Origin of the sequence: Nitrospira sp. T9 (assembly GCF_052156535.1) — a bacterium.
GTDB lineage: Bacteria > Nitrospirota > Nitrospiria > Nitrospirales > UBA8639 > Nitrospira_E.
Genome location: NZ_JBQKUP010000022.1, coordinates 46,028 through 68,849 on the forward strand (window position 1 = coordinate 46,028; position 22,822 = coordinate 68,849).

The 22,822-nt window shown below is 52.9% G+C and carries 21 protein-coding genes; 9 read left to right on the forward strand and 12 right to left on the reverse strand.

The window, feature by feature from the left end:
* Window positions 1-9: 9 nt before the first annotated feature.
* The 4 genes from ACTRXD_RS02490 (at window position 10) to ACTRXD_RS02505 (ending at window position 4,554) form a co-directional block, all read left to right on the forward strand.
* Window positions 10-843: a mechanosensitive ion channel family protein gene (locus ACTRXD_RS02490; protein WP_442430273.1), complete on the forward strand. Its 834-nt coding sequence runs from the start codon at window positions 10-12 to the stop codon at window positions 841-843.
* A 4-nt stretch (window positions 844-847) separates the two neighbouring features.
* Complete coding sequence (locus ACTRXD_RS02495) at window positions 848-1,711, forward strand: CBS domain-containing protein (RefSeq protein ID WP_442430274.1); 864 nt, start codon at window positions 848-850, stop codon at window positions 1,709-1,711.
* The gene (gene mgtE / locus ACTRXD_RS02500) at window positions 1,708-3,012 is read left to right on the forward strand and encodes a magnesium transporter (protein ID WP_442430275.1); all 1,305 of its coding nucleotides are present in this window, start codon (window positions 1,708-1,710) and stop codon (window positions 3,010-3,012) included. The genes ACTRXD_RS02495 and mgtE overlap by 4 nt, the downstream gene beginning before the upstream one ends.
* A gap of 339 nt (window positions 3,013-3,351) precedes the next feature.
* Window positions 3,352-4,554, forward strand: coding sequence for a hypothetical protein (locus tag ACTRXD_RS02505; protein ID WP_442430276.1), 1,203 nt, complete (start codon window positions 3,352-3,354; stop codon window positions 4,552-4,554).
* A 120-nt stretch (window positions 4,555-4,674) separates the two neighbouring features.
* On the opposite strand, the gene ACTRXD_RS02510 is transcribed toward ACTRXD_RS02505, so the two are convergent.
* The 4 genes from ACTRXD_RS02510 to ACTRXD_RS02525 form a co-directional block, all read right to left on the reverse strand.
* Window positions 4,675-5,145: a carbohydrate-binding protein gene (locus tag ACTRXD_RS02510; protein ID WP_442430277.1), complete on the reverse strand. Its 471-nt coding sequence runs from the start codon at window positions 5,143-5,145 to the stop codon at window positions 4,675-4,677.
* A 207-nt stretch (window positions 5,146-5,352) separates the two neighbouring features.
* Window positions 5,353-5,931, reverse strand: coding sequence for an antibiotic biosynthesis monooxygenase (locus ACTRXD_RS02515; RefSeq protein ID WP_442430278.1), 579 nt, complete (start codon window positions 5,929-5,931; stop codon window positions 5,353-5,355).
* 115 nt (window positions 5,932-6,046) lie between these two features.
* Complete coding sequence (locus ACTRXD_RS02520) at window positions 6,047-6,409, reverse strand: nuclear transport factor 2 family protein (protein WP_442430279.1); 363 nt, start codon at window positions 6,407-6,409, stop codon at window positions 6,047-6,049.
* Between the two features lie 66 nt (window positions 6,410-6,475).
* Window positions 6,476-7,156, reverse strand: coding sequence for a DNA-3-methyladenine glycosylase family protein (locus ACTRXD_RS02525; RefSeq protein ID WP_442430280.1), 681 nt, complete (start codon window positions 7,154-7,156; stop codon window positions 6,476-6,478).
* Between the two features lie 820 nt (window positions 7,157-7,976).
* Here ACTRXD_RS02525 and ACTRXD_RS02530 point away from each other — a divergent pair.
* The 4 genes from ACTRXD_RS02530 to ACTRXD_RS02545 all read left to right on the forward strand — a co-directional run bounded on the left by ACTRXD_RS02530 (window position 7,977) and on the right by ACTRXD_RS02545 (window position 12,672).
* On the forward strand, window positions 7,977-10,091 hold the full coding sequence (locus tag ACTRXD_RS02530; RefSeq protein ID WP_442430281.1) for a UvrD-helicase domain-containing protein: 2,115 nt from the start codon (window positions 7,977-7,979) through the stop codon (window positions 10,089-10,091).
* Window positions 10,092-10,422: 331 nt separating this feature from the next.
* Window positions 10,423-11,004: a hypothetical protein gene (locus tag ACTRXD_RS02535; protein WP_442430282.1), complete on the forward strand. Its 582-nt coding sequence runs from the start codon at window positions 10,423-10,425 to the stop codon at window positions 11,002-11,004.
* A complete protein-coding gene (locus ACTRXD_RS02540; protein WP_442430283.1) occupies window positions 10,995-11,573 on the forward strand; it encodes a hypothetical protein in 579 nt (192 codons plus the stop codon). The genes ACTRXD_RS02535 and ACTRXD_RS02540 overlap by 10 nt, the downstream gene beginning before the upstream one ends.
* 511 nt (window positions 11,574-12,084) lie before the next feature.
* Window positions 12,085-12,672, forward strand: a complete 588-nt coding sequence (locus tag ACTRXD_RS02545; protein WP_442430284.1) for a DUF1353 domain-containing protein — start codon at window positions 12,085-12,087, stop codon at window positions 12,670-12,672.
* Window positions 12,673-13,067: 395 nt separating this feature from the next.
* Here the strand turns inward: ACTRXD_RS02545 and ACTRXD_RS02550 are convergent, their stop codons facing one another.
* Window positions 13,068-15,710, reverse strand: a complete 2,643-nt coding sequence (locus ACTRXD_RS02550) for a hypothetical protein (protein ID WP_442430285.1) — start codon at window positions 15,708-15,710, stop codon at window positions 13,068-13,070.
* 920 nt (window positions 15,711-16,630) lie between these two features.
* On the opposite strand from ACTRXD_RS02550, the gene ACTRXD_RS02555 reads away from it, so the two are divergent.
* Entirely contained in the window at window positions 16,631-16,837 is a 207-nt protein-coding gene (locus tag ACTRXD_RS02555) for a hypothetical protein (RefSeq protein WP_442430286.1), read from the forward strand.
* A 436-nt stretch (window positions 16,838-17,273) separates the two neighbouring features.
* Here ACTRXD_RS02555 and ACTRXD_RS02560 read toward each other — a convergent pair whose 3' ends face one another.
* From ACTRXD_RS02560 to ftsZ, 7 genes are all read right to left on the reverse strand, one after another.
* Window positions 17,274-18,359, reverse strand: coding sequence for a serine hydrolase domain-containing protein (locus ACTRXD_RS02560; protein ID WP_442430287.1), 1,086 nt, complete (start codon window positions 18,357-18,359; stop codon window positions 17,274-17,276).
* Between the two features lie 42 nt (window positions 18,360-18,401).
* A complete protein-coding gene (locus ACTRXD_RS02565; RefSeq protein WP_442430288.1) occupies window positions 18,402-18,920 on the reverse strand; it encodes a DivIVA domain-containing protein in 519 nt (172 codons plus the stop codon).
* Between the two features lie 23 nt (window positions 18,921-18,943).
* Window positions 18,944-19,243, reverse strand: coding sequence for a YggT family protein (locus ACTRXD_RS02570; protein WP_312646157.1), 300 nt, complete (start codon window positions 19,241-19,243; stop codon window positions 18,944-18,946).
* Window positions 19,227-19,472: a hypothetical protein gene (locus ACTRXD_RS02575; RefSeq protein ID WP_442430289.1), complete on the reverse strand. Its 246-nt coding sequence runs from the start codon at window positions 19,470-19,472 to the stop codon at window positions 19,227-19,229. Before ACTRXD_RS02575 ends, ACTRXD_RS02570 begins: the two co-directional genes overlap by 17 nt.
* Before the next feature lie 85 nt (window positions 19,473-19,557).
* Window positions 19,558-20,307 carry a YggS family pyridoxal phosphate-dependent enzyme gene (locus tag ACTRXD_RS02580; protein ID WP_442430290.1) on the reverse strand — a complete coding sequence of 250 codons (750 nt, stop codon included), beginning with the start codon at window positions 20,305-20,307 and terminating at the stop codon, window positions 19,558-19,560.
* 533 nt (window positions 20,308-20,840) lie between these two features.
* The gene (pgeF, locus tag ACTRXD_RS02585; RefSeq protein WP_442430291.1) at window positions 20,841-21,557 is read right to left on the reverse strand and encodes a peptidoglycan editing factor PgeF; all 717 of its coding nucleotides are present in this window, start codon (window positions 21,555-21,557) and stop codon (window positions 20,841-20,843) included.
* A gap of 43 nt (window positions 21,558-21,600) precedes the next feature.
* Window positions 21,601-22,797 carry a cell division protein FtsZ gene (ftsZ, locus tag ACTRXD_RS02590; RefSeq protein ID WP_442430292.1) on the reverse strand — a complete coding sequence of 399 codons (1,197 nt, stop codon included), beginning with the start codon at window positions 22,795-22,797 and terminating at the stop codon, window positions 21,601-21,603.
* Window positions 22,798-22,822 lie beyond the last annotated feature (25 nt).

Genomic DNA, 22,822 nt, shown 5'->3' on the forward strand with positions numbered 1-22,822 from the left:
GTCAATCCCATGGATATCACCCTTTGGACCGCAACCCTTGAGGAATCGTTTGAGTACAGTTTCAAGCTGTTTATGGCCTATCTCCCCAAAGGCCTCGGGGCCTTGATGTTGTTAGGCCTGGGAATCCTCTTGGGAAAAATCGTTGAAGCGGGAACGAGCCGTGTGTTGCATCTGATCGGGGTCGATCGTTTGCTGGGCGGCACTGGTGTTCTCACCCTGCTCAAAAAAATCGGTAGCCATAAAACAATTTCACAAATTGTCGGCCTTCTAGGATTTTGGCTGGTCTTTCTCCTCTTTCTGATTTCCGCCACCGAAGCCTTAAGTCTCGCCCTGTTGTCCGAAACTTTAACCGGACTGGTCCACTATCTGCCTAAAATCGGCATGGCTACCCTTATTCTCGTTCTGGGCCTCCTGGCCACGAACTTTTTGCGCGACCTGATCTCTGTTGCGTGTGATTCTTCAGGAATCCGGCAAGGCACCATCATTGCGCAAACGGTTTATATAGCCGCGACTCTGCTTGTTCTGGTGACGGCCATTAATGAGTTGGGGATTGACACGTCGCTGCTTAATCAAATCATTGTCATTCTCATTGCCGGACTCATTGCCGGAGCCGCCTTATCATTCGGAATCGGTTCTCGTTCTGCCGTAAAGAACCTGATTGCCGCCCACTACATTCAGCCCATTGTCCGAATCGGGGAAAAGATTCAGGTCGGCGCCTACAATGGCACCGTCACAGCCATAACTCCCATGGTCGTCGTCCTGGATACGGCCAAAGGACGGGTCGTGATTCCTGCCGCGCAATTTACTGAAGTCACCAGCATTCTTTCTCCAACGGAGGGATAAGCCGATGAATTTGATCCAACAGCTCCGGGAAACCTTTATCCAGGAACATCCATTAGAGGCCGCACGCTATGTGGAGGAACTTCCGGCACAGTCGGCGGGAGAAATGTTGCAGACCATGGAACCTCAACATATCGCCGCCTTTCTGGAGTATTGTCTTCCCGGCCCAACGGCCGAAATTCTCAAACAGTATCCACCGGTAACCAGCGCGGTCATACTCAGCCGGTTATCCTCCCGTTCGGCACGGGCAGTCCTTCGACAGTATGATTCATCCACACAAACGTCTCTCCTGGATCAGGTTGACCCGGCCATCGGGGCACATCTTCGGCGATCAATCAATTTGCCGGATCATACCGCCGGCAGCCTCGCCGATCCGCATGTCCTGACACTTCCCCCGGACATCACTGTCGCCAAGGCCTTACAGCGGGTGACCCAAACCGTCGGGCAAGCCATCTATTATTTATACATCATTGATCATCAGACCATCCTGCGCGGAGTCATCCTCATGAAAGAGCTGCTTGGAGCAGAATCGACGATCACCGTGTCCTCCATCATGCAGCAGGACGTGAAAGCGATCCCGGCCTCGGCCAATGCCCTCGACATTGTCGCCCATCCCGCATGGGCTCAATACGACAGCCTTCCGGTCATTGATCAAGACCGTACGTTTATTGGGGCGCTTCGACATCGAACACTCAGGCAATTTCTCCTGTCACGTTCCGGCGAGTATCAACCGGCATTTCTCTCCGATGCCCTCCTACAGCTGTGGGAAGCGTATTCCCTCTCAGGAATTGGCCTGATGACCGCCCTGGGAGAATCCCTGAGCACATCAACACCGCCCACCTCTCCCCGGAAAGAACAGGAAACACCATGACAACACCTGCAACGACTGAACAGATGCATCAGGTTTTTATTGCCAAATTTCCGGATGAAGCCGCCCATGTGTTTGAATCCTATGATCCTCAGGAGGTGATCCCCATACTTGCCGATCTCCCCCCCACCATGATCGCAAAGGTCCTCTCGGTCATGTCACCCTCATTGGCCGCCGACCTTCTCGGAATCATTCCGCAACCGTTACTTCTGAGTGCGCTTCCTCACCTCCAACCCGCGGTGGCCGCCTCTCTCCTCCAGCGAATGCCCGATGAGACTCGTGTAGCCACTTTGAATGCCCTACCCCTGCACGTCTCAGCCGACATTGGACCATTCATGGAGTATTCGGAGGATTCGGTCGGCATACTCATGGATGTCAAATTCTTTGCGCTCCCGGAAGACCTGACCGTCGAGGAAGCCATCCGACAGGTTCGCACCCATGACACCCAGCATCTCAATGAAATCTACATTATCGATCGGCGCCAGATCCTTGTGGGCGTCCTCTCCCTCAGGGATCTGTTTTTAGCCCCTCCAAAAAAGAGCCTTGCAGTCTTGATGAAACGAGAATTACCCACCATTCATCCCCTGGAAAATCAGGAACAAGTCGTAGAAATTTGCAACGAATGGAAGGTCCTGACTATTCCAGTCACCGATTTGGACGGCCGCCTCCTCGGGGTCATTAGCAGTCAAGACATCATTCAGGTCGAAAAAGAAGAGGCCACCATCAGCATGCAAACCATGGTGGGTGCCAGTAAGGACGAACGAGCCCTGTCGCCGCCGGGATTCGCCATTCGTAAACGTCTTCTCTGGCTGCAAATTAATCTCCTCACAGCCTTTTTGGCAGCATTTGTGGTGGGGTTATTTGAGGACACCATTGCCAGATTTACAGCTTTGGCAGTTTTGCTCCCTGTCGTAGCCGGGCAATCGGGGAACACAGGCGCTCAAGCGCTCGCGGTAGTCATGCGTGGTTTAGCGTTGCGGGATATCCGTCCTTCCCAATGGCTCCGCGTGACCTTGAAAGAATCTTATGTCGCCTTGGCCAATGGAGTGGCAGTGGCCGCGACGACCTGTACCGCCGTATTTGTCTGGAGCCAATCCTGGGGATTAACCATGGTCATCGGCGTCTCCATGATTATCTCCATGGTCATGGCGGGATTTTCCGGGGCGATCATTCCCATCATCCTTCGATCCCTGAAACAAGATCCGGCTCAATCATCATCAATCATCCTAACCACCGTAACCGATGTGGCAGGGTTTTTTAGTTTTTTAGGACTGGCCACGATTTTTTCCAGTCTTTTGGAATAATTGATGCTCAGAGAATTTTGAGAAATACGGTCACGGTCTGAAAGCAGGATCTCCGGCAAAAATCAACCGAAATGAAGACACACCTGTCAAGTAAACGAAACCTAGAGCAGGGAAGTTCAGGATCGGCACGCCCTCTTCCCTTGACAGAAACCGCGGCTTTGATACTCTCGCATTACAGGAATTCTTGTTAGGTCAAAATGACTTAACTCTCGTGAACGGACAAAGAAATCGCTCCACGATATTCCGTTTCCCAAGCCCACCATCGCAAGAAAAATACTGTGATTCATAGTAAGGATCAACATAGGGAGAAAAACCCCCACTTGATAGGAAAAGGACACCGTGCAAAACGTACAAACCCAAAGCTCTTTTTTGGCCTGCATCATCCTCTGGAGTCTGCCTTTAATGCTATCCGGTTGCTTTTCCCCGAAGGCTCTGGAACATGTGGTCATTGCGTACGACCATTCGGTAACCAGATCACTGGTCGAACAATTGCTCCTCAATATTGCCAGATCCCATCATCATCAACCAGTGCATTTCACAGCCATTTCGAGCATTGCCGCCACCTTTAATTATCAATTTTCGGCCGGGGCAACCCCGCCGCTCGGTGGGTTAGATGGCGGATTTGCATTGGCGCCCGTCTTTGGGGGCAGCATCGCTGAAAACCCCACGTTTACCATTAGCCCCATTGAAGGAGAAGATTTTACCCAACGTCTCCTAACCCCTCTCCGGGAAGGAAAATTGACCCTCCTGCTGAGACAAGGAGTCGACATTGATTTACTCCTCAGGCTCATGGCAGGGGAAATCCGTACGACCACCAATAATCAGGAAACCGCCTACTATAATCGACCGTCGGATCAGATCGGATATCCCAAATTTCGACAAATCGTCCTTCATCTTTCCCGTTTACAGGACAACAATCAGCTCTATATAGAACCCTTGGTATATGACCGGGAATGGATCCTGCCATTATCCTCATTTTCTGCCGGAGACTTTCAAACCCTGGAAACTAACTATCGCGTCATTGTGGATGCGGATAAGCAGATCTTTACCATTCAAAAACGGTCGATCGGGCATACCGTGATTACGAACTACGACCCCACCACCATCTCCAATAGAGAGCGGTTGGCTCTGCAGGCCAAGGCGGATCGTTGGCCGCCGAACGATATCCTGGTCGATATCCGACCCGACAACCCGGGAGGCGAATACCCGATACAAGGGGCCTTTCGGCTCCGGAGTTTTCACGGCATTCTCAATTTTCTGGGTCGATCCATCGCGAGTGAGCCGGAGTATCATGTGGATCCGGATCCAGGAACGGGAATCGTCTCAGAAAATCCGGTCCGGGTCTTGGACATTATCGAATCCACTATTGAACGCCCTAATACCAAACTTTCCGTCACCCATGAGGGACATTATTATTCCATCGCCGATGAGGAGAAGCGATCATGGAATCAGGAAGCATTTCGTCTGCTGTACCAACTATTTCAAATGACCGTCACCGATGCCCCACGAGGGAATGTTCCCAGTATCACCATTGCGAAATGAACTCTCTATGCGATGGATAGGAGATGGAACTTCTTAGAGAAATGGGTCTCGTATTGAAAAAGAAAGAACGATCCCTCTGGATCGGAACAACGCCATAATACCAGCCCCGTGTCTATGGTGTTAGGCCAGCCGCAGTTGCGCCAGCGACGCGAGCGCGGGGCTCCCACTGGTGTCTGGTATGATGCTTAACTCGAGCACCGTGACCGCCGGGAGTTCGACGTGGTGGTCTTCCGTCTGGCTTGTTGCGCCGTCGGGACTGAAGTTCCACTGCTGGCGCACGATTTCCCGGAACGACTGCCCGCCATCAGACGACCACCGCAACACATACTCTTGCGTCCGCCCGATGCGGGTTTCCAAAAAGTTCAGCCAGATCCTCCGGAGCGGTTGCGGAGTGGCAAAGAGAAGCCGGATGGTCTGCTTGCCCGGCCCTGCGGCACGCCACCCCGAAGTCCCACCGGGCACCAACGCTGCCTCAATGGGATAAGCGGCGTCTTCCGAGGTGATTTCCACCTCCGCAAGCTCCTCCACATTCAGCCAATCCCCTGGCGGTTCGCTTCCGTCCTGAACCTGGCCGATCACTCTCTTGCGCATTCGGTGTGCCTCCTGATTGCAAGCTGGAAAAATATTCAACTACCTCTCTATGGATGATTTGGTTCCTTATGAGTCTACCGATCTGGTCCACCAGCAGCAAATGTCTCCGTGGCATACGAAGTCACCCATCGTGTCCTTCACCACACCAAGTTGAGCGCAGCTCGTGTCGACGGCTGGAGCGATTTTGGAGGCGGGTGCTTCTCGAAATCAGGCAAACAACCAGCGTTGGATCAGTTTGGTGTAGTGCGGCATCACGAGATAGACCATGACCCATACCACCGAACCGGTGCTAAGCAGCAAGTCCAGATAATGATTGTGAGGTACGCCCAGTTGCCGCAGCCCCAATGCCACGACCAGGGGAATGACGAGCACCAACGGAAAGATGGCGGACCATGTGACGAGAAATTGTTTCCAGCGGACAGGGACCTTCGCCCTCGCGCCTTCGGGCGTGAACCAGAAATCCAAACCACTGCGTATGAAAAAATCATCATCTTGAGCAAGGAGCGGTCGCACCTGTTCGATGAGTCGTTTCCGATCCTGTGAACTCATCCATCCCTGGAGGTGTTCCCTGGTATCAAACCGGATGATGACCGTATAGGTTGACGTGAGTCCGGGAACCGGACGGATAATCTGCAAATCCAGGTGACCCGGATAGCTACTGCATAGCGGACCGATTTCGTTCAACCAGGCGTCGTAACCCTCTTGTTGACCATCGCGGACGCGATGCGTAATCACAGCGGTGGCGCCCCATCCAAACGTGGTCGAAGAAGAATCTTCATGATTCACAGTGTCGACACCTCATAGTGTTAAAAAAATACGAACGCATAACACTTGTACCATGGGCATGGTGCACGGCAAGACGTTTCATACAACGATATGCTAAAGGACAGGATTCTGATATTCATAGCCGGTCAGGAATAGGCAAACCATGTAGACGCAGAAATGAAAGCTTGTCCCAATATCCTCGTTGGAAGACAATCTTATCATCCAGCACCTGAAAAAACCCGCACCCCCGCAACCCAAGCGGGTCCCGCCACTCAAGAATGGCCCAGTCATCGATTTCAAAAATGCGTTCAACGATGCAGCGCATCTCAGCCTTGGCAAATTCCTCCGCGAACATCCTATGAATGGCCGCTCGACCCACGACGGGCTCATTCGCCACCTGATGATTCACCGCGTCATCCGCGTACAAGCCGGCAAGCGCCTCCGCATCGGCACGATTAAATGCCTCCACCCATGATCGAACTAATTCCCCTGGTTTCATATTCGCCCGCACTCCTGGATAAAGGCGACCCGCGCTACGGTGTCGGCGTGAATGAATGGTTATGCACTAGCCCAACTCACGCATCCCATTGTTATCCGTCACGTACTGCCCTCTCGCGGCAAGGTAATGCGCCCACAAGATTCGCGCGGCAACCGATCGCCACGGCACCCAATGGCTGGCCAAGAGTTTCTGCTCATTTTTCGTCGGGAGGTCAGTAAGGCGTTTCACTTCACGGAGCGCGACGGCCAGGGCCAAATCCCCTTGAGGCCAGACATCGGGACGTCGCAGTGCCATAAGGTAATAGATGTCCACGCTCCAGGCCCCGAGCCCTGGAACCGCCAATAGGATCTGACGCCCCCGATCATCCGGACCGTTGGCCACCAAACTAAGATCAAGACTACCGTCGAGTATGCGCGCGGCCAGACCATAACAATAACCGGCTTTCTGCCTCGTCAGCCCGAAATTCTTCAACCCATTTATCTTGATGGCATAGACCGCTTCCGGAGTCATCGCACCCAGGTGGCTGGATAGCCGCCGATACATCGTGCGCGCGGCGGCCAACGACACCTGCTGTTCGAGAATAATCTGAATGAGAGTAGGGAATCCCGGTACTCGCCCCCACATCGGAGGTTCCCCCAGTCTATCCAGGACAGCCCCCAGATCAGGATCCACCTCCGCCAACTCCCGTGCCCCTCTACTAAGCGAAGCCGACGTCAGCCGCCGGGGAGTCCTAATAGGCAATGGCATTTGGATCAACGAACCAGTTTTATAACAGTTGTCCAGATAAAGTTTAAGCTAAGCAGCGTGACCCGAATTGCCGGTGATGGTCCTCTTGCATGTCCGACGGTCTGTTCTGCCAGCAACACATTTGTCTCTGTGGCATCTGAAACCACTCCTCGGGTCCTGCGCAACTCCAAACTCCTCTATCGCATGCGCTGGTATAATCGAGATGAATTTTTGTGGGATCATACATAATCACTAGCCCCCTCGTCGAAGGAGTTGGGAATGAAAGGATTGATGGCCGATTCCCCAACTCTTGTATCAACATGATGTTCTGTGATGCCGGGTTTCGCCCCGGCAGACGAGGACCATTTGTTTCGGCAAAAGGTCCCAAAACCATTGACGCCCCGTCTGGCCTCATAAGAGGGGACGGACGCTAGCTTGCGGAGGGCGGCCCAACTCGCAAGGCTCAAACAAGGTCCGCCAGCCGATGAAAGCGTCCCTCCCTTTGGCCAGTCGGCAGGCGTCGACCACAGAAGACAACATTTAAGGATCTCTCATGAAAGAGCGCAGATCTCTCCATCAAGGATTCCCCAATTCTTCATGACCAAGAAGCTCGGTCAAAAAGACCAGCCAAAGACGTCCCAAAAATTGACAAATTTCTTCAATTGACTAAGAATCCCCACATGACCATTCCCGAGCGTTCGCTTGTGGTCAGGTGTCCTTCGGGATTGCCAGTTGTTCATGGGCTTTGAACCCATCCAAGGAAGTGGTGTTAGGCCACACAACCCGCCGTCCGTCGCGTTCTCGCCGGGGAGGCAGGTCACCATCCAAGAGCGAGGAAACTATGCCCACACCACTGGACAAGTCCCAAGAGCTGTTTTGCGAAGCCCCGCCAGGCCATGTTCGGCTTCTTGCCCCGGCCGGCTGTGGCAAAACTCTCTCCCTCTTGTTTAGGTGCGTTTTCCTTACAAAAAAGGCAAAGCCTCAGAAGGCTCGCTTTCTTGTCGTCACGTTCACGGTTGCCGCCAAACAGGAACTCGCCTCTCGGTTGAATGAAGATAAGAGATTCGCCGCCATTCGAGACCATGTTGAGATTACGACTCTCAACGCATGGGGATACCGCCGAATCAGGAATGTTGCCTTCAACGCAACACTCATCACCGGCAAGGATAAGTACCACTTTGCCATGCTCAATCAGCTTCAACCGATTTGGATGAAGCATGAACGCGTCAAGGACGCAATCGAGTCGAAACGCTACACGACGCCAAGACTGCTGATGGACCTCTTGGATGCGTTCAAGTCAGTGGGCTTCGATCATGTCCGTCAAACAAACTTCGAGCAGTTTGCCGAGCGGCTAAATGAGATTCGTTCCCATGGACTCGGCCCAAAAATAGAGGAGATCATCAACGACCTTGCAAAGCTCGGCGTCCTGGTGACCACGATTAATCGAAGTGGTGAGGAAACTGCAAAGGCAGGCGAACGCGACATTCACAGCTCGTTCTTTCGGTTTTGGCGAGAGGCGACACAGCATTTGATCGCCAGCGCCACGTTTACGCTTGAGGACCAGAAATACGTCGCCTACCTCGATGAACAACAGAAACTTGAGGAAGGCAAGTATCTCACCGGTGCCGCCAGATACGATCACGTTCTCGTTGACGAGTTTCAGGACATCAACCCGCTAGACCTTGCCTTACTCAAGGCAATCACTGAACGAAATCGAGCAACCATCACGATCGTCGGAGACGACGACCAAGCACTATTTGAGTGGCGTGGTGCGACACCGGAGTACATTTTGGACCCGGGACGTTATTTAGGCTTTGACTTCACCACCTTTACCCTCGCCACGAACTACCGCTCCCCCGCCAACATCGTGGAATTGTCGCAACGGTTGATCGGACACAATACCAGACGGGTGGAGAAGAAGATTCAGTCTAGCGGAACCCAGAAAGCAACGATTGAGATCCACGCAACCGACGACTTGAACGAGGCGATGGATTTGGTTTATTCAGAGGTCAAGCAGTTCATTGGTTGTGGGCAGAGCCCGAGTAGGGTCGCAATCATCGGGCGAAAACGCAGCCAAATCATACCCTACCAAGTCTTCTTTGCGTCAAAGGACGTGTCGTTCTGTGCAGCTGAGGACCTTCAGGTTTTTTTGAGCCACACCTTTGAGCGCCTGCTTCGCCTCATCACCATCAAAACCCGATGTGACACAAAGCAGATGCGAACGCAGGTAGTGGATGACCTGATGGAACTCTGCAATTTGGTCAAGCGATATCCGCTCAGCAAGAGCGACCGAGAATCCCTTCGGAAGCATCTGAGCCAGTCAGGCACATCGACGCTATCGGCAGCAGTTAACGCATTGGAAGGTTACCGCGGTCCGTTGAAAGGCACGAATCCAGCCGGAAGAATCAGCATAGGCATGGCCGAATCTGTCCGACACTTCGTCAAAGCCAACACAGTGTCGGATTCCATCGCGAAATTGGGGGCCAACTTTGAAGGGCTCCAGGTAGACCTTGGCAAAGCAGAAGACGACATTTTCTTTGCCGATCCGCCGTTCTTCCATCTTGGCGAGTACGCAACCCGATACGGAAATGACTACATGCAATTTGTCGAAGACATCGAACGAGCAAAGGATCAGCTCGTCTATCTTCCGCCATTTGAAGAAGATGGGAAACCTTCATCAGCAGAGGAACTGTGGAAGCGACCGCTTCACCTTATGACGGCACTGCGAGCCAAGGGAAAAGAGTTCGACACGGTTATTCTTCTGGATGTCAATGACGGGATCTGGCCGAACCGAAACGCTCAAACCCCAGAGCAGAAGGAAGCAGAACGAAGGGTCTTTTACGTCGCGTTTACCCGCGCCCGAAAGCGCGTTGTCATGTTGGTGAGCAATCGTTTCGGCAATAGAGTCGCGATTCCCTCGCCCTTCATCAGTGAGCTTGGTCTGTCCGTTAGCTAAGGTCTTGCAGCAAAGCCAGGCCAAACCTGACGCTGACCGGGGCCGCCATGTCAGTTTCGCGCGACATCGAGGTCTTGCAGGCGGCCCTAGCAGCTTACCTTCTTCGTTCAGCCGGCCGCAGGTGGCACACGGCAGAAAAGTATAGATATAGGGGGCCATGCGTGCTCGATGTGTAATCGAAAGGCTTGGTGGGCGGTCCGCTGAACAGAGTCAGCGACTGAGTGGCGGACCGGAGACCCCTCGGTTCAAGCCGCGAGTTCGGCCGCCGCAGGCGAGTGTTGAGCAGCCCCAGATGCGGACTCTGTTAGCTGCCTAGGAATTAAATGAGGTCATGTATATCGCTCCTGGCTACGAAGACGCAGACTGGAAGAAACTTGAGCTTGATCATGGCACCAGTTCGGACTGGCCTAAAGCTATCAATATATTCGAAGCAAGGATTAAAGGACGCTACTTAGATCCATCTAATATGCTCATCGCTGCTGAAGAGGAAATAATGCCCACAAATCGCAGATTCGGATTTACCATTCTTGCAATTGATTGTCTTCTTATCGAAACTCTTCAAGCATTCATCGAAGGTAAGAAGCACACAAAGAATAAATCGAAGGAGATGTTCCAAAACTTCCTGACCACGCGGCAATCATTCTCGAAGTATTTCAATCAGCAGCTAGCCGATAGGTTCTTCTATGATTATCGCTGTGGAATACTCCACCAGACTGAGATTCCTCGCGAGTCGCTGGTTTGGTCTGTTGGTCCATTAATGGAGCTCAATGGCCCAAGAATGGCAATCAACCGCACAGAGTTCCACGAGGCGTTGAAGCTAGAGTTTGCATCGTATTTGACCGACCTGCGCAACCCACAGAATGTCAATTTGCGGAAGCACTTCCGAAACAAGATGGATTATATATGCCAATGAAAATTGCAATACTTGGCTGGGGATCCCTCTTGTGGGAGGGTGGCGTTGAATTCGACCGGTGGCATGAACAGTGGCATTATAATGGTCCCACCCTTAAGATCGAGTTCTCGCGGGTATCTAAGACCCGGTTAGGTGCATTAACGCTCGTTATCGACGAAGAGCATGGGTCGCCAACAACGGTCGCCTGGTGTCTAAGTAAGCGTCAAATTCCGGAAGACGCTATTTGCGACCTACGATGTCGCGAGGGCACAACGATTAAAAACATTGGAAGAATCTTCGTTGCTTCGAATGTCGAATGTTGTGAAGGTAACAATGAAAAGAATGCCATCGTTGGCTGGGCTAAGGAGAAGGAGATAGATGTTGTTGTGTGGACCGCTCTCAAGAGTAATTTCAAAGAGAAGGCAAAGCGACCATTCTCGGTAGAGGAAGTGGTTTCCTATGTGAAAACGCTGAATTCAGAAGGAAAAGTGAAGGCTGCTGAGTACGTGTGGAAGGCTCCTAATTTTGTTCAGACGCGAGTACGGACAGCACTTCAGCGAGAGCCATGGTTCTCCTCACCAGGGAGCTGACAACCTGGTGGGAAAATAATAAAGGAGTGTGAATTGTTTCTTACCATTCTTCCTAGGATATCGAGCTACAAGTACGCAGGACTATCGGAACCTGACCACATTGCCTAACGAGTGGCTGGACGGGCAAAGTCGGAACTCGGTTTGAATGCTACAATTATTTCTCCTTCCATCAGCATAAGAATGACGTCAATCCCTTCTACTCTCCACTTCCTTTTTCCTGACGCCTGCAGACTGGCCCCAGGGTGGACGCTTTTATTAACAGGCAGCCCTTGTTCGAGCCTAGCGAGTTGGGCTGCCCTCCGAAGGTCCGCGTCCGCCCTATCCGAACTGGCCAGGCTGGGCGTCATTAGTTTTGGCCACTTTTGCCGAAACAAAAGTGGCTCGGCTGCCGGGCCGAAACCCGGCAATATTCGAACAAAGGTGTCATACGAACAGGAAATCAATTACCCGGATTTATGGTAATCCCCCTAAGCATTGTTAGGCCGCACAACAGTTTGCCAAGGAGATTTGCATGCGTATAGGAATCCTCTTTCTCATCACAATCGCTCTCTCCGGCTGTGCCAGTCAAACATACCGCGAGACTCAAGAGAGTAAGTTTGCCGGTGCGCTCGATGTTCGATGGGTCAAGAACGACTACTTTTTATTTCTCCCTAGCAAAGACCATCCCTTTATGCTGATCCGGGCAAACGGTCAGTCAATCCGACCGGGCCCTATGTACACAGACGGCGGCTCGATCCCCCGATTCTTGTGGGGCATTGAAGGCTATTCCCCTTGGGGATATGCACCTGCATACATTGTCCATGACTGGCTCTTTGAGGCGCACCACTGCGGATACGAGCCTGACAACCAGCACACCTTCGGCGATTCCGTGGCTGTCATTGCGGAAGGCCTGAAGGCCGTCATGGAAGCCAATACCGAAGTTCGTAACTATTTTGTGTTTGACAGTGTGGTCGCAGCAGTCGGGTCACCCATTGCGAAACGCTTGTGGGAAGATGGTTCGTGTAAAGCACCGCCGATTGAGATTCAAGCACTCAATGAAAAGGCTTTTCGAGGTGAGGAGCTACCCGGAGATTTACTCATGACAATCACGTTCGAATAAAATGAGTAACAAGGGGATCACCCTCGGCAGCCATCTTTCTGAAAAATCAGGGAGAATTCCCCATTCCCTGCAACCATCCACTTCCTTCTCAACGACGCCTGCTGACTGGCCCAGGGCGGACGCTCTAATCCCCTGGCAGGCCTTGTTTGAGCCTTGCGAGTTGGGCTGCCCGCCGAAGACCCGCGTTCGCCCTATCCCGTGTGACAGGCAGGGTGTCACTGGTTTTGGAGCCTTTTGCCACCACAACAAAGGTTCCGCTTCTAGAGACGCATCAGGCAAAACCTCGGCTGCCGGGCCGAAACCCGGCACCACTCAATTGTCATTACACTCCCCTGCTAGGCAGCATCATGCCCGCCTTGGTTTATTTCCATTCCGTCCTATTCCCCTACCGAGCCTTAATGATTCGATTTGATCGTGTTGTCCGAATCGCCAGGCGCGACTTCCGGCCCAACTGCTGACGACAACGCGTCACAGCCTTCCGGACTTTCGCAGAGAGGGAAAGTCTTGAAGTTCCAGCCGTCGCGGTTGAGGAAGAAATCTTCTTTGGGAACGCCGAGGTTACAGATTCCGTATTCCCAGGTCGCCCTATTGGTCTGCATCGGTGTGCAACCTGGAGAGACTGAATTCATGATCTTCTCAAGCGGTTTGGACGGCGCAACGTTACGAGAGAAGTCATTCGTGACCACTTCGCGGACACAGTCATGGTCTGCGTTTTTATCAACGAAATAGTACTGAATGGTGTCGGGCCATCCGCCAGCTGTACAGAAATCGTCATGTGTGTAATACATCATTTGAAGCTGCCAGATCGATGGCGAGAGTGTTTGATAGATCCAGAGGGCAAACTGTTTCCGTCCCTCGCTCTTCGTCGATCTCGTCACCCAGGTGTCTGATGGGTCCCAGGCACCCGAGTCCTTTTGCTGCGCGACGTAGTTCAGCAGGCTAGCGTCGCTGGCAACGAAGGCGTGGCCGTTGGTGATTGAGTCTTTGTTCGTTTCAGAGAGTTCATTGAACTTCTTCTGGGCAGCTGCCCACTTGCCCTGGAAGCTATCGCTGCTGGCAGTGTCCAGTCCAGCTCCAATCAGCGCGCCAAGGACACCGCCCACAGCCGCTGAGACATCGCCACCGAGCGACGAGAGCGCGAACGGCGCCAGGAAGACCTCCTGGTAGAGGGCGTCGACGCTCTTCTCAGCCATATCCTCACCGTAGAGCTTCTTGGCGGTGGAGGTTAGGATATTCTGGTCATCCGTGAAGATACCGGAATAGAGGGTCGACAAGCCGGTGAAGTAGTCGGAGACTGACTGTGCCAGCCCCAATTCATCGTAGATCTGCTTGGCGACGATGTTCCAAGCGGCCAGGGTCGTATTTGTGGGTATTAAGATCGGATGTTGGTTACCAAGTTTCATGCAGGAATCGGTCGGCACCTGCGTCCAGTCGTTCCACTGATTGTCATTGGTACCGGTGAACAGACAGGTTTGGTAGTTCGACAGGGTGTTGGCGTCAGTGGTGTATTGATCGCGAATTGTTTGCCCAGTGCCGACGGTCAGAAAATTGTTGATGGCGGCGTAGGCGTCCGCTTCAACGGCGGTAAAAGCAGGAAAGCCGAAGGCCACCGGGTTGTCCCAGGCATTGGGAATGACCTTGTCATAAGACCAGGTGCGAATGCCGTAGCGACCGCGGGCGATCAGATCAGCCCTTGTATCACCATCGACATCGCCGGTTTGAATGGTGGTGTAGTTTTTCGCTTCGTCCCAATAGTTGTCAGCCAGCTGCGGATTGTCACTGTTGAGGCGGACCCAATGGTCAGAGTCCCACTTATACGTTTCCATGCCGCCCGCGACCCGGCCGAGCAGTTCGGCAGCTTTATCTCCATCAATATCGGCAGTCTGGATGGTTGCGTAGTATTTGACCTGATCCCAACCGAATTCATCCGACCAGCCTGGATTCTCAGTTTTGACCTGATCCCAGGCGGTGCCATTCCACTTATAGGTTTCCATGCCGGCTCCGGAACGGCCAAGCATTTCCGCTTTTCCATCGCCGTCGATGTCGGCCATCTGAATGGTTGAGTAGAACTGCGGATGTTCCCAGCCAATCGCATCCGACCAACCCGGACTGGCGCTCTTGAGGAGTTTCCATTCGCTGCCCGACCACTTGTAGGTATCCATGCCATTTATGCCACGAGCCAGCAGTTCATCACCTGGTTCACCATCGATATCGGCGGTCTGGATCGTAGAGTAGAATTTAGCCTCACCCCAACCGTTACTATCCGCCCAGAATGGATCGGCCGACTTGAGCAACGTCCATTCGCTACCGGACCATTTGTAGGTTTCCATGCCATTTATGCCACGCGCCAGCAATTCATCACCTGGGTTACCATCAATATCGGCGGTCTGGATCGTGGAGTAGAATTTGGCGACAGACCAGCCACCGGCATCAGTCCAGGCTGGACTGTCTGTTCTGAGAACCTGCCAGTTTGTCCCGTCCCATTTGTACGTATACATACCGGAGACTCCTCGGCCAAGCAGTTCGGCGCTACCGTCGCCATCAATGTCAGCTGTTTGAATGGTTGAGTAGTATTCCGGGTGATTCCAACCTCCCGAATTGGAGAACGGTCCGCTTGTGGAGACTTCGTTCCAGAGTCCCAGGGTCGCGTCCCACTTATACACCATCATGCCATGGTAGCCACGCCCGAGTAGTTCCTCTGCGCCGGCAGAATCACCGTCAATGTTTGCCAGCTGGATGGTGGCGTAGGAGCTCTCTTCATCCCAGCCTGTCCCATCGGTCCATGGTGGCAATGTGAAGACCGGCCCGACCGACGTGTTATAGGGCGATGCCGTGGCATTCGCATTCCCCGCGTCCTGACCAGCAACCGCTGCCGGCTGCACTACACAGCCCACTAGCAACAGGCTGATCGACAGTGTGAGCAGGATGACGAGAACGGGAAATCGTGAAGTCGAGAAACCGGAACCGGGAAGGAGATAGGAAGAAGGTAAGAAGAGCGTATAAAAACGGGGAACAGCTAAGAAGGGAAGACGCTTCATTTTTCGGGCCTTTCTGTTTTCTGACATTCTGGGTGCTGTTCCCCTTCGTTCTAGGGGAATAGGAATGTTAAAAGACTTTGGTGGGTAAGCAGAAAACTAACAAAGGCCGCATTGGGCGGTCAATTTTCGAACATTGGTGCCTGCCATGCGTGAGTACACCCTGCGCATAGGCCGGATTTTGCCAGGCGACAGCGAAATTTTGGTTTTTGTACTAAAAGGGAATCCAGGGAGGAGATATTGTTCTCGAACACTTCGGGAAATAATTGAGAAAAATTATGAAATAAATCCATGGAGTACACCCCAATCTCTACGACTCGCCACCTTTTCAACGACGCCTGCTGTTCGGCCCTATGGGCGGACGCTCACATCCCCTGGTGGGTTTTGAAACTTGAGCTCGACTTAAAATCCCTTCGACACGACCGATGATTTGTGCGAACCCCAGTTCCCTGATTGCACACATCTACTCATAGGCATTCGAAATAAATCTCAAACATTCTTGTCGGCATGAACACCCCACTACCCTTTCCCTGACTCCTGCTGACTGACCCAGGGCGAACGCTCTCATCAATCGGCAGCCCTTGTTCAAGCCTAGCAAGTTGGGCTGTCTTCCGAAGGCTTGCGCTCGCCCTTTCTGATGTGGCCAGGCTGGGCTTCAATGGTTTTGGCTACTTTTGCCGAAACAAAAGTAGCTCGGCAACCTGGCCGAAATCCGGCAAACCTCCATCAACCAATCATTCCGGCGAGGAAAATTTTGTGCTCCAACAGGTCAGAAAATTTCATGCGGTCTTCCGACTTCCGGTGAAAAAGTTGAATTTCTTTAGCCTTAAGAAATGCTCGCCAAACACCATATGGAGATATGGCAAAAAGGATGATACATTCTTTGTGTTCCCTATACGAACTCTTCTCACTCAGGATAGCCCATGCCGCCAAAACTCAAAAAACTGACCATACAACTTTCCAATGATCTTCTGACTCGAGTAACCCAGGCCACCGGTGAAGGCATCACGCCAACTATTCGACGCGGATTAGAACTGGTAGCTGCCAGTGGGGCTTATCGAAGTCTTCGCGCCTTCAAGGGTAAGGTCAAACTTCAACTCGACTTGGAATCCCTCCGACAAAATGGGTGATCTGCGTAAAAACCTGTTCCTTGATTCCACACATGCACTTATAAATTTTCCAAATAATTCCAAAACATTCTTGTCGGCATGAGCACCCTACCCCTTCTTTTCTCTGACGCCTGCTGACTGGCCCTGGGGCGGACGCTCTCATTCCCCGGCGGGCTTTGTTTGAGCAGAGCGAGTTAGCCCGCCCTCCGAAGACCCGCGTCCGCCCTATCCGATCTGACCAGGCAGGGCGTCACTGGTTTTGGCTACTTTTGCCGAAACAAAAGTGGCTCGGGTGCCGGGACGAAACCCGGCAACACTCGAACAAGCCCACTGCTACAGGTAGTAAAATCTTGTGCTCTCATTGTAACCCGGGACCAGAACTTTCAGATTTTTCATCGGCTAGCGAAACTGGACCTGCTGTAGCCTGAACAACATCGAGCATCAATACCCGGCGAGATCATGCCCCCAATTCCTGAATAATTGCATCATGCAGTTTGGGACGAAAGTCTTTGATAGCTTGATTGTCCCTGGTTGGGTGGACTCGGTTGGAAAGAAAAATAACCTCCAGGTCACGAGTCGGGTCTATCCAGATACTCGTGCCGGTAAATCCCAAGTGGCCGAATGATTCCGGCGAAAACCTCTGGCCCGAGGAGGAGGGTTGGGAGGGCGTATCCCAGCCTAAGGCCCAACTGGTTCCAGGCTGTGCCGCCACAAACTCTTTCACCAGGTGAGAATCCAATACACCGGAGTTTCCTTTATAACTTTTCAGCCAGGCTTGGGTAACCTGCCCTATGGCTTCGGCCGTTCCAAAGAGTCCCGCGTGCCCCGCAATGCCTCCCAGCGCAAACGCATTTTCATCATGCACTTCACCCTGCAAAAGACGCCCACGCCATGGATCCTGTTCAGTGGGTGCGCACCCGCCAATTGATGCATCCAAGGTGACCGTCACATTCGGCCCTCGATAGCCGAGTGGGCTCGCATGGAGGGGCCCATAGATCCGACTCCGACAAAAATCGGCTAATGATTGATTCGTGATCCGCTCCACGATAAACCCGAGCACCATATAGCCCAAATCACTGTAGAGGCTTTTGGGGTGTGTCCCTGCTTCAATCGGTTCCTTGAGAATTAATTCCAGAAATGCCTTGGCTCGATCCTGACGGGATGGGACATCTGAGAGGAGAGCAGGAGGGAAAGACCGGTAAAACGGACGCCAGGCTGGAAGGCCGCTTTGGTGAGAAAGCACGTCCTTAAGACGCGCCCGGCCTAATGGAAAATTTTTAGTCTCAGGGAGCCACGTGTCGATGGACGTTGCTAGATCCAGATGTCCATCCTGCACCAGGAGCAGAATAGCCGATGCGGTGGCCAGAGGCTTGGTGAGAGAAGCAAGGTCGTAGATGGTCTGAAGTTGGACAGGATAGGCATCCGGAAGTCCGGAGGTAAGACCCACAGCATGATGCATCCGGAGATAACCCTGGTGCCGAACGAACAAGACCGCACCGGGAAACACCTGCGCGTGAATTCCTTCAAGGAGGAGACGCACCATAGGATCGGTCTGATCCACAATGTATTGAGAAGGTTGAAACGTCTAGCCGGCTTCCCGATGGGAGGCTCGCTTATCACTCATGTCCGGCTCGCCTTCCCCTTCAAACGCATCGTCCGGTCGCTCTTCAATTTCTACTAACCGATGGAAGGAACTCAGCGTCAACCGTAAGCGATCCAACACCAGCGCCCGTTGCTGTTTGAGTGTCGAGATCATTCGACGCATTTCCGCGAGTTCGGCCCGACTTTGCGCCAGAATTTCTTCGGCTTTTAACTCCGCCTCTTTCACCAAAAGATCCGCATCCCGTTGGGCACCATGCTTGAGCTGGTCGACAAAAGATTGGGTTGAAATAAGCGTACTGGTCAGCGTGGTTTCCGCTCGTTTGAGTTGCCCCACTTCATCATCTTTCCCGGACAATTTCTCTTTGAGCACCAGGTTGTCCTTGGTAAGCTCCTCAACCGACTCGGCGATTTCTTCCAAAAATTGGTCAACCTGGGTCTTGTGATAGCCTCGCCATTGGGTATCAAAGACTTTATGCTGAATGTCCAACGGTGTAATTTTCATGACGACTCCTTTCCCCTCACCGGCTAGTGCATTCTGAGCGCGAGATCCTTCAGGGATGCTACCACGGCAATCTGGAAAAACATAATAATAAGGATAGCAATGATCGGAGATAAATCAATTCCCAATCCAAGCATGCCAACCCGACGCCGGATTTGAGAAAGGACCGGCTCCGTCATTCTTTCCAAAAACTGAACAATAGGATTCCAGGGATCAGGGTTCACCCAGGATATCAAGGCCCGAATAATGATAACCCACATATAGATCCATAAAATCGTATCTAGGATGGTCGCAATCGCCTGTAGAACGTTACCCGCAATAAACATGATCCTCCTTTACAGATAAGAGTGTTGAAAAAGCATGCCCTGAGTCCGGCCGCAGGGAACGCCAGCGGCGTTCTGCCTTCGCCGGGTCCCCTTCGCCGAAGGGGCTACGAAGGCTGAAAGGGGCTTCGCGCAGGCAGGTCGTCACTAGGCCGGCCTCACGTACTCCCTCATACGGTCCGCCCGTCCAATTGGCTGCGGCTTTGCTGGACGTGCCTTCTTGAACACTCATTTTTAGTATGGCTCCCGATTCTCCCACATGCCGACAAACTGAAATCTTTTTCGACTATTCAACAGCGTGATCGACATCGGCCGGGTTATCCCACGGTGCCGGGACTGACGGCTTTCCCTCGACTTCCAAAAATAGCTGTGCCGATCCGAACCATCGTCGCCCCTTCTTCTATCGCAATCTCGTAGTCATGAGACATGCCCATGGATAAGTCGGTCATCCGTACACGACGCCATGTCTGTCGAGCCAGCCCATCTCGCAATCGACTGACTTGCGTAAAATAGGGACGAACGTCTTCAGGATTTTCCTTCCACGGCGGAAGCGTCATGAGCCCCTGGATCTCGAGGTGAGGGAGCCGGTCTAGCTCCTCTATCCTGGCTTCCACCTCCTGTGAGGTAAATCCTCCCTTGCTGTCTTCCTCCCCGACATTCACTTCGAGTAACACGGCTTGTTGAATCCCAATTTTCCCGGCCACGGCATTAATATTCTCGGCCTGCTCCAGACTTTCTACGGAATGCAGCAACGAAAAATTTCTGACAAGATCTTTGAGTTTCCGACGTTGCATCCGCCCAATGAAGTGCCAGACTAAGGCATCTCGTGGCCCCAGAATCTGTCGCTTTTCCTGAGCCTCCTGAAGCCGGTTTTCTCCAAATATCCGCACTCCCGCCCTATAGGCTTCTTCTAAATCGACGGCGGGAACGGTTTTGGTCGCCGCCACCAACCGAATACCGGAAGGATCCCGCCCGACACGAATGGCGGCCTGCCGGATGTTCTCCTGGATGATTTGAATCCTATGGGTAATGGAGTTGGAAACGTGGTCATCCTTCAACAAGAACACCGAAGATTTTTCATATGACTTCTATTGTAAACGGGATTGCCGCTTGAGTCACGGACAGGAATGAAAGAGACATACTGAAGATTGGATTCCTCGCTCTTTCATGTGGGGCTCTGAATGGTTCGTCCCCCATATGGTCCGACGCCTGCCGTTTGGCCCAAAGGAGGGATGCTCTCATCTGCTGGCGGGCCTTGTTTGAGCCCTTCGATAAAACTCAGGACAGGATCCGCGAGTTGGTCCGCCTTCCACAGGCTAGATCGTCCCCTCTCATGAGGCCAGACGGGGCGTTTTGGGGCCTTTTGCCGAAACAAAAAGCCTGTCCTGAGTCTCACCGAAGGAGGCCTCGCCTGCCGGGGCGAAACCCGGCAACAAAGAACATCACGTTGACACAAGAATTGGGGGCACCAATGCCATCCCCTCTTCTACCAGCACCTTTTCTTGGAAACCCCAAGATGGGGCGAATCGCTTAGGATGGGTCAGCGATGCGTCCCTACATCGCATAAAACCTTGCCACTCCAGGCAAGCGAGATCAATCCTTAGGCAGCAGGCAGGATAATTCCACTATACATGGTCCCATTCACCTGCCCCTCCCGCCTGTAGGAATAAAAGAGATCGTCCCGACAATGGGTGCAATGGTCCACCCGTCCAATCTGAGAGTCCGGAACGCCACCGGCGCGGATCTGGTGGTAGATCAATTGTTTGAGGTCCAAGACCCCTTTGCCTTCGTGGGTTTCTTGAAGCACTCCAGGCCATGCCGGGTACCGGCTTCGCAACGGGTTGATGACCTGTTCATCGACTTCGTAACAACACGGTCCGATAGAGGGACCGATCGCCAGATGCATGTGCTCCGGCTTTGCCCCGAATTCTTTCACGCAAGACCGGATGGTTTCTGCCACAATTCCGCCCACGGCGCCGCGCCATCCGGCATGAATGGCACCAACCACTCCCCTGGCCTTCTCGATAAGCAGCACCGGGACACAATCCGCCGTGCGCACGACCACCAGGGTCTCAGGCTGATTGGTGACCAACGCATCACCCTCGGTCTGCTCTAATGTCCCTGGCCCCCTATGGGTGTGGATGACGACCACACGGTTACTATGGATTTGCTTGAGCGCGACAACAGCAGGAAAATCCCGCGGCCCGTTCGAAATGTGCCCAAGTTGTATATGGGTGGCTAACCCTACCGGCGTACTCCGGGTCCCGAAGAAATGCCGCACGGGGATCAAATCACTCGTCAATCCGTCATCAGACACTCCGGACCCCTTTGGTAAGGGACCGTTCTCCACATTCATGGGATTAGTTCTCCGCTTTCCTCCGTAAAAAAGTCGGCACATCCCAATCATCATCCACCAACAGGCTGGTCTTTTCAGGAACCGGCCTGGCAGTCGCCTGTCGTCGCATATAGGTAGGCCGGTCGAGATCCTCAGAACTGTTGCTAGCCCCATTTTCCGCAGGTACCGCCACCAATGCAGGTTTTTTGACAGGCTCCACCACAAGGGTCGGTTGATGCGAATTGGAAAACCGCATGACCGACTCGGTCTGTTCGAATCCTGTGGCAATGACTGTTACGGTCAATTCATCCCCTAGTTCGGGATTAATGACCTGACCCACGATGATATTGGCTTGAGGATCTGCCGCTTCACGGGCAATATTGGACGCTTCGTTGACTTCATGCAACGTGAGATTGGGGCCTCCCGTAATATTCAACAACAACCCTCTTGCCCCTTCCACGCTTCCATCTTCCAGCAAGGGGCTGGCAATGGCTAGTCTGGCGGCATCGCTGGCTCGCGTCGGACCCCGACCCGTACCCATGCCCATCACCGCACGCCCGGAATAACCCATGACGGTTCGCACATCGGCGAAATCCACATTGACCAATCCCGGAGTGGTAATGACATCAGAAATACCTTGAATGGCCTGACGCAGCACATCATCCGCAATCTTAAATGCCTCCACAAGCGGCGTACTTTTATCGACCATTCCCAGGAGTTTCTGGTTGGGAATGATCAAAAGGGAATCCACGTATTTTTTTAATTCACGGATTCCTTCTTCGGCAAAGCTGGTCCGCCTGTTTCCTTCATATTGAAAGGGTTTGGTCACCACCCCCACCGTAAGAATGCCCAACTCTTTGGCAATCTTTGCGGCAACGGGAGCACCGCCCGTGCCCGTTCCTCCACCCATGCCTGCCGTGACAAAGACCATATCCGCCCCTTCCAGGGCCTCACGGATCTGGTGTTCACTTTCCATTGCCGATTCTTTCCCCACCTCCGGCTTGGCTCCTGCCCCCAGACCCCGCGTCCGCTCCGGACCCAATTGGATTTTGTACGACGCAAGGGAGCGGCCCAGGGCCTGCAAATCGGTATTGGCCACGACAAATTCTACCCGGCTTAAGCCGGCTTCAATCATCGTATTCACCGCGTTGCACCCGGCACCTCCGACACCGACCACTTTGATGTTAATAACCGATTGCTCCTCATCAGACAGTGAAAACATACGACTCCTCCTTTCTACCACTCCC